Annotated in this window: 6 protein-coding genes; 5 read left to right on the top strand and 1 reads right to left on the bottom strand. The window is 46.6% G+C overall.

What is annotated here, in order from left to right:
- Window positions 1–296 precede the first annotated feature (296 nt).
- Complete coding sequence (locus IQ242_RS12545; protein WP_193960203.1) at window positions 297–773, bottom strand: helix-turn-helix domain-containing protein; 477 nt, start codon at window positions 771–773, stop codon at window positions 297–299.
- A 147-nt stretch (window positions 774–920) separates the two neighbouring features.
- Between IQ242_RS12545 and IQ242_RS12540 the strand changes: the two genes are divergently transcribed.
- From IQ242_RS12540 to IQ242_RS12520, 5 genes are all read left to right on the top strand, one after another.
- Window positions 921–2,153 carry a sedoheptulose 7-phosphate cyclase gene (locus IQ242_RS12540; protein WP_193960202.1) on the top strand — a complete coding sequence of 411 codons (1,233 nt, stop codon included), beginning with the start codon at window positions 921–923 and terminating at the stop codon, window positions 2,151–2,153.
- On the top strand, window positions 2,150–2,953 hold the full coding sequence (locus IQ242_RS12535; RefSeq protein ID WP_002741116.1) for an O-methyltransferase: 804 nt from the start codon (window positions 2,150–2,152) through the stop codon (window positions 2,951–2,953). Before IQ242_RS12540 ends, IQ242_RS12535 begins: the two co-directional genes overlap by 4 nt.
- 25 nt (window positions 2,954–2,978) lie before the next feature.
- The gene (locus IQ242_RS12530) at window positions 2,979–4,388 is read left to right on the top strand and encodes an ATP-grasp domain-containing protein (protein ID WP_193960201.1); all 1,410 of its coding nucleotides are present in this window, start codon (window positions 2,979–2,981) and stop codon (window positions 4,386–4,388) included.
- Between the two features lie 3 nt (window positions 4,389–4,391).
- Window positions 4,392–5,483 (top strand): D-alanine--D-alanine ligase, encoded by a 1,092-nt coding sequence (locus IQ242_RS12525; protein ID WP_193960200.1) that lies wholly within the window; start codon window positions 4,392–4,394, stop codon window positions 5,481–5,483.
- Between the two features lie 351 nt (window positions 5,484–5,834).
- Window positions 5,835–6,986 (top strand): IS1634 family transposase (locus tag IQ242_RS12520; RefSeq protein ID WP_193960199.1); only part of this gene is annotated, 1,152 nt, incomplete at its 3' end.

The raw sequence follows: 6,986 nt of genomic DNA, 5'->3' as shown, positions 1-6,986 counted from the left end.
GTCTGATTGCCCAGCCATTCTCAACAAGCACTGTTTATTGCGAATGACCGGGGGAACCCTGAATTTTTCGACTTAGTTGCCGGCAGCTTGCCGCCAACTCACTCCTCTAGATAAGTATTTTGACTCACGCCCCTTCCTCTTTTGAGACGTTGTGACACTTAGGGTGCGGAATGTGGGTTTTACTCAAGTCTCTGGAGGGGGACAGCTTATGTGACAGTTGAGGGTGCGGAATGTGGGATAAAGTTGTAAAACTTCTGACCTTTGGCAGACAAACTCGGCATTAGCGACCGGTGGAATCACCCAAGATTCTCGTAACCAAGGCTTAATCTCATTTTTTTTAACACTTGTCGCACACTTTCATGGGAAATATTCTCGACATATCCCATAACTACCATTTGGTCTGCTAATAGTCGTAATGTCCAACGATTATAACCTGTCGGTGCTTGAGAGCAGGCGATCGCTACTAAATGGGCTTCTATTTCTCCATCTATCTTTCTTAGCTTTAATGAAGTCTTCGGACGGGGTATCAGTGCCGAGTCTAACCCTTCTTCGACAAATCTTTGCCTCACTCTCTCAATCGTCCTCGTGCTGATCTTCAAAGCCTGACTAATGGCTTGATCACTCCACCCTCTATCCTCTTGATTGAGATTGGCTTTGAGCAAGATACGAGCATGATTAATTTTACGGGCTGAGGCTTTTCCTTTAGTTGTCAGTTGTTCTAAAGTTTGGCGGTCCTCATCACTCAGAGAGATCAGATATCGTTTGGCGGGCATTGCTTCTGGGATTCTGTTGATTTGTATTCCCTATTATCCGTCACTTTTGCTTTGACAGACCACTAGGGCAAAACATAATTGCCAGGAGATGTTGAATAAATTCTGAGATTCTGTTACCTTTGTAACAGAATCTCAGAATGAAACCTTATGGCAGGCATCAGGGCTACTTTTACGTCTACAGATTGTGCCTTTCATATTGAAGGCTACGAAAAGATTGATTTCAGTTTGCTCTATGTAAACGGTGCTTTCAAAATTGGGAATCCCGAAATTGCCGAAAGTTATGCACCATTCAGACGCTGCTTGATGGTGATTGATCAAACTGTTTACGGTTTGTATCGCCAGCAGATCGATCGGTACTTCGCTCACTATCAAATCGATTTGACTGTTTTTCAAGTCAGCATCAAAGAGCCTGAAAAGACTCTGAGAACTTTCGAGAAGATTGTCGATGCGTTTGCCGACTTTGGACTGGTGCGTAAGGAGCCTGTTTTGGTTGTGGGTGGCGGACTCACGACCGATGTTGCTGGGTTTGCTTGTTCTGCCTATCGTCGCAAAACCAACTACATTCGCGTGCCCACAAGCTTGATTGGCTTGATTGATGCTAGCGTGGCGATTAAGGTTGCTGTCAATCACGGCAAACTAAAGAATCGTCTTGGTGCGTATCATGCCTCTCAAAAGGTGATTCTTGATTTCTCATTTTTGGGAACTTTGCCGATCGATCAAATTCGCAACGGAATGGCAGAGTTAATCAAGATTGCAGTTGTGGGCAATCAAGAAATCTTTGAGCTGCTAGAAGAACATGGTGCGGCATTGATGCACAGCCGTTTTGGCTATCTGAATGGCACCCCTGAGTTGCAAGCTGTGGGGCACCGTCTGACTTACAAGGCAATTCAAGTCATGTTAGAGCTAGAGGTGCCCAACCTGCATGAGCTAGATTTAGATCGAGTGATTGCTTACGGTCATACCTGGAGTCCGACGCTAGAATTAACGCCAGAACCACCGATGTTGCACGGTCATAGCGTCAACATTGATATGGCATTTACGGCGACGATCGCCCAGTTGCGCGGCTATATTTCGGTTGAAGACCGCAATCGCATTTTAGGCTTAATGAGCCGATTGGGGCTGGCGATCGATAGCCCCTATCTCACCCCAGAACTCCTGTGGAAAGCGACCGAAGCAATTACGCGGACTCGCGATGGTTTGCAGCGAGCAGCGGCTCCCCGCCCGATTGGGCAATGCGTGTTTATGAACGACCTAACGCGATCTGAGTTGGACAAGGCCTTAGCGGTTCACCGAGCGATCGCTCAAAACTATCCTCGTCAGGGTAATGGTGAGGATATGTACGTGCGCCTCGATCCAGCCTTAGAGGGAGCAGGCGTATGAGACCCGTTACGCCCGTTGGAATTATCTCAGCGAAGTTAGCAGCCTTGGTCGGTCGCGCCGAGTCGATCGATGGGCTTGATCCAGTTTTCAAAGCTGAATTGCAGCAAGTCTGTGCCCTAGCTTGCGGACTCGACCCGTATTTGGATGTTTGTACGACACCCGAATCGCCTGCCTTGGCTGCCTTGGTGCAACGGACTCAAGCGGAGGACTGGAGCAAGCGATTTACGGATGGTGAAACAGTGCGCCAGCTAGAGCAGGAAATGCTCTCTGGGCATGTGGAAGGTCAAATGCTCAAATTTCTGGTGCATTTGACGCAAGCGCAACGGGTGCTAGAGATTGGCCTGTTTACGGGCTATTCCGCTCTAGCGATGGCAGAGGCATTGCCCAGCGATGGACAGGTCGTGGCTTGTGAGGTTGATGCTTATGTGGCTGAATTTGCGCGGCAGTGTTTTAACGAGTCGACGGCCGGACACAAAATCGTAGTCAAGGTGGCGCCTGCTCTTGAAACCCTCAAGCAGCTTGCAGAGGCAGGAGAGGTGTTCGATCTAGTCTTTATTGATGCCGATAAAGCAGGTTACATCGACTACCTCAATCTGCTCCTGACTACCTCGCTGTTAGCTCCAAACGGGTTAATCTGTGCGGACAATACTTTGATGCAGGGGCAGCCCTATCTCTCGGAAACGCCTACGCCCAATGGCAAGGCGATCGCACAGTTCAACCAAACCCTGAGCCACGATCCACGAGTTGAGCAAGTCCTGCTACCTCTGCGAGACGGCTTGACCTTGATTCGGCGTATGTAGTCCATTAATCCGCCCACTTAAACCTATGATAAAAACCGCTCCCGTTAAGCTTCTCTCAAAGCCAGCGGTCAGTGCGGGCAGCAGCGGGGTGAGATCGCGCTTAAAAACCCTTGCCACTCTTACTTTGCTGCTGCTGGCATTGCCGTTCAACCTTACCCTCGTGTCGATTGCTTTGCTGAGATCGCTAGTTCTTCGCCCGGCGCGATCTCGCGTAGCGAGCGCTTTGCGTTCAACCACAGTCAATCCGCAAACGGTTCTCATTAGCGGCGGCAAGATGACTAAAGCCTTGCAGCTTGCGCGATCATTTCACAAAGCAGGGCACCGAGTCATCCTAGTGGAGATGCACAAGTACTGGTTAACTGGACACCGCTTTTCTCGGTGCGTTGATCGGTTCTACACCATACCCAAACCGCAATCGTCGCAGTATGCTCAGGCATTACTGGAGATTGTGCAAAAAGAAAACGTTACTGTTTACGTTCCCGTTTGTAGCCCCGTTGCCAGTTATTATGATGCGCTGATTGCAGAAATGCTGGCACCCCATTGCACCGTCATGCATGTGGATGTAGAGAGGCTCAAGCAACTGGATGATAAGTACGCCTTTGCGATCGCCGCAGGAACCCTAGGGTTAAGCGTGCCAAAATCCCATCGTATCACCCATCCTCAGCAGGTGATTGACTTTGATTTTAGTAAGGCAAAGCGTCCCTATATCCTCAAAAGCATTCCTTACGATTCAGTGCGGCGATTGGATCTGACGCAGTTGCCCCTACGAGATGCTGAGGAAACGGCGACTTTTGTGCGATCGCTACCCATTTCTGAAGCAAATCCCTGGATTATGCAGGAGTATATTCCAGGGCAAGAATATTGTACCCATAGTACTGTTCGTCAAGGACACGTGCAGCTTCACTGCTGCTGCAAGTCTTCAGCGTTTCAGGTCAACTACGAACACGTTGATCATTCTGAGATTGAACGGTGGATTCTCGCCTTTGTCAAGGGGCTGAACCTTACGGGACAAGTGTCTTTCGACTTCATTCAGGCAGCAGATGATGGACAGGTTTATGCGATCGAATGCAATCCGCGCACACACTCTGCCATCACGATGTTCTACAACCATCCTGATGTAGCACAGGCTTATCTAAATCTACATCCACTCCCCCACATGGCTCAGCCACTTGCCTCTAGCCGCCCAACCTATTGGACTTATCACGAAGTTTGGAGATTGCTAACCCAGCTACTTTCTCCAAAGATGCTCAGGCAACGATTACAGATTCTCGTCAACGGCAAAGATGCCATCTTTGAGTGGGACGATCCCCTCCCTTTTTTAATGGTGCATCATTGGCAGATTCCGCTATTACTGCTGGGAAGTTTTCGGCGCGGCAGTGAATGGATTCGGATTGACTTCAACATTGGCAAGCTTGTTGAACTGGGAGGAGACTAGAGCATGGAAAAATTGCAGATTTTGCATCTAGTTGGCTCTGCTGTGAGCGATTTTTACTGTGAGTTGTCGCGACTCTATGCCCAAGATTGTCTACAAAATACGGCGAATCCAGACCTCTATGAGTTCCACATTGCCTACGTGTCGCCAGATTTGAGGTGGCGGTTTCCCAAATCTTTAGACAATGCCGAGATCGCCCAGACTCCCTCAGTTTCAGTCCCTGAAGCGGTCGCGGTTTTAATTCAACTTCAGATCGATGTGATGGTACCCCAAATGTTCTGCCTGCCCGGAATGACTCAGTACCGTGCGCTATTCGATCTGCTCAAAATTCCGTATGTGGGAAATTCGGCTGCGCTAATGGCGTTAGCCGCAGATAAGGCAAAGGCGAAAGCGGTTGTCTCCGCAGCCGGGGTGACCGTGCCCGCTGGCAAGGTTCTGCATCGAGGCGATTGCTTATCTGTATCCCGTCCGTCGATTATTAAGCCGAACCATTCCGATAATTCATTGGGTTTGAGTTTAGTTACCGAGACAACCGATGGAAATGCTGCTTTAGCAACTGCCTTTGAGTATGCAGATGAAGTCTTAGTTGAGGAGTTTATCGAACTGGGTCGAGAAGTTCGCTGTGGGGTGATTGTGCAAGCGGGCGAGTTAGTTTGCTTGCCGCTAGAAGAGTACGCCGTGAATCCCGAAACTCATCCGATTCGGACTTATGCAGATAAACTCAAGCAAAATGAAGATGGTAGTTTGGATTGTGCTGCTAAAGAGAAAACCAAGGCTTGGATTGTTGATCCTAGCGATCCAGTGACTCAGCGAGTTTGGGCGCTCGCAAAACAATGTCACGTTGCTTTGGGCTGTCGGCATTACAGTTTGTTTGATTTTCGGATCGATCCACACGGACAGCCGTGGTTTTTAGAAGCAGGTTTGTATTGTTCGTTTGCTCAGAAAAGCGTCATTTCAATGATGGCTCAGGCTGCTGGAATTTCATTGACAGACCTGTTTCAAAATATGGTGCAGATGGCAGTGGCGGGAAAGGCTGGAACTTTCGGCGATCGCCCAAAGATAGCGCAGATTGACACAAAAGCCGAAACTTATTCTTAGCAGGACATTCGGGTTGCCGAAATAGCCATGAAATTCCCAAAGCATTGCCAAGCAAGCGTTTCAAACGGCGTTGTCAGATAAAGAGATGAGAAGGCAAAATAGATAGAAACTCAATCAAGGAAAAAAAACGATGAAATGTCCAGAATGTCAAAGTGACCACATCAATAAAAATGGTCATCGTGGTCAAAAACAAAACTATATATCTGAACTTCCCCCATACATATATACCACAATAGCCGAAAACCCTTATCCATCAATGGATGCACCCCTTAACATTTCTTAATGTACCCATGTAATTTGTAACATTTCTTAATGGACAAGAATTCTCTCCATTTGCTAGAATGGTAGGTCATGTACATAGAAAAAGTTCCTAACCGTAATTCCCCTCCCGCTGTTCTTCGACCAGAGTCCTACCGAGAAGGAGAGCAAGTCAAAAAAAGAACCCTGGCTAATCTCTCAAAATTACCCGATGATATTATCGACAATCTGAAACTGGCTCTTAAAGGGGCAACACTGTCCATGACTGAAGGCATTCCCAATCATTTTGAAGTGATTAGAAGTCTTCCTCCTGGTCATGTAATGGCTATTTTAGAGACGATTAAAAAATTAGGTTTAGATAAAATAATCAGTGAAAAATCCTCTCGAATCAGAAACTTAGTGGTGGCGATGATTGTGGCAAGAATCATCAATCCTAAATCGAAACTAGCCACAGCGAGAGGGTTTAATAGCGAGACTTGTAGTCAGAGTTTAGGACAATTGTTAGACTTAGAAAAAGCCGATGAAGACGAATTATATAATGCCTTAGATTGGTTATTAGAAAAACAAGAGAAAATTGAGAAGCACCTAGCACTTAAACACTTAGAATCAGGAACATTAGTCTTGTATGATGTCACTTCTACCTACCTAGAAGGAAATGGTTGTGAACTGGGAAAATATGGTTATAATCGAGATAAAAAGAAGGGGAAAACTCAGATAGTTTTTGGTCTGCTCTGTTCAGCTAAGGGTTGTCCGATAGCGGTAGAAGTATTTGAAGGAAACACTTCAGATGGTGCTACTTTAAGCGGACAAATTGAGAAAGTCAGAAAGGGTTGGGGGATTGAGAATGTGGTCTGGGTAAGTGATAGAGGAATTTTAACTAACTCGAAAATCAAGGAATTAGTAAAACCGATAGAAGGATTAGACTATATTACTGGTTTAACTAAGCCTCAAATTCGGAAACTGGCTGAGGTGGAAGTGATTCAATTAGGATTATTTGAGCAGGTAAACTTGGTGGAATTTGAGAGTGAAGATTATCCAGAGGAAAGATTAATTGCTTGTCGTAATCCCTTCATTGCCCAGAAAAATCAACTACAAAGAGAGGCATTATTAGAAGCGGTAGAGAAGGAACTAGATTTGATTGTTCAAGCGACTCAAAGGGAGAAAAGAGCTTTGAAGGGTCAAGATAAGATAGCTTTGAGAGTGGGCAAGGTTCTTAATCAGTTTAAGGTCAATAAATACTATAAC

Origin of the sequence: Microcystis sp. LEGE 08355 (assembly GCF_015207185.1) — a bacterium.
Classification (GTDB): Bacteria; Cyanobacteriota; Cyanobacteriia; order Cyanobacteriales; family Microcystaceae; genus Microcystis; species Microcystis panniformis.
The sequence above is the reverse complement of the archived record's forward strand: the minus strand, read 5'-3'. Positions and strand labels throughout refer to the sequence as shown.

Excerpts from the sequence above, each read along its gene's own strand:
- IQ242_RS12545 (WP_193960203.1), bottom strand. The coding sequence starts at position 773 with ATGCCCGCCAAACGATATCTGATCTCTCTGAGTGATGAGGACCGCCAA.
- IQ242_RS12540 (WP_193960202.1), top strand. The coding sequence starts at position 921 with ATGGCAGGCATCAGGGCTACTTTTACGTCTACAGATTGTGCCTTTCAT.
- IQ242_RS12535 (WP_002741116.1), top strand. The coding sequence starts at position 2,150 with ATGAGACCCGTTACGCCCGTTGGAATTATCTCAGCGAAGTTAGCAGCC.
- IQ242_RS12530 (WP_193960201.1), top strand. The coding sequence starts at position 2,979 with ATGATAAAAACCGCTCCCGTTAAGCTTCTCTCAAAGCCAGCGGTCAGT.
- IQ242_RS12525 (WP_193960200.1), top strand. The coding sequence starts at position 4,392 with ATGGAAAAATTGCAGATTTTGCATCTAGTTGGCTCTGCTGTGAGCGAT.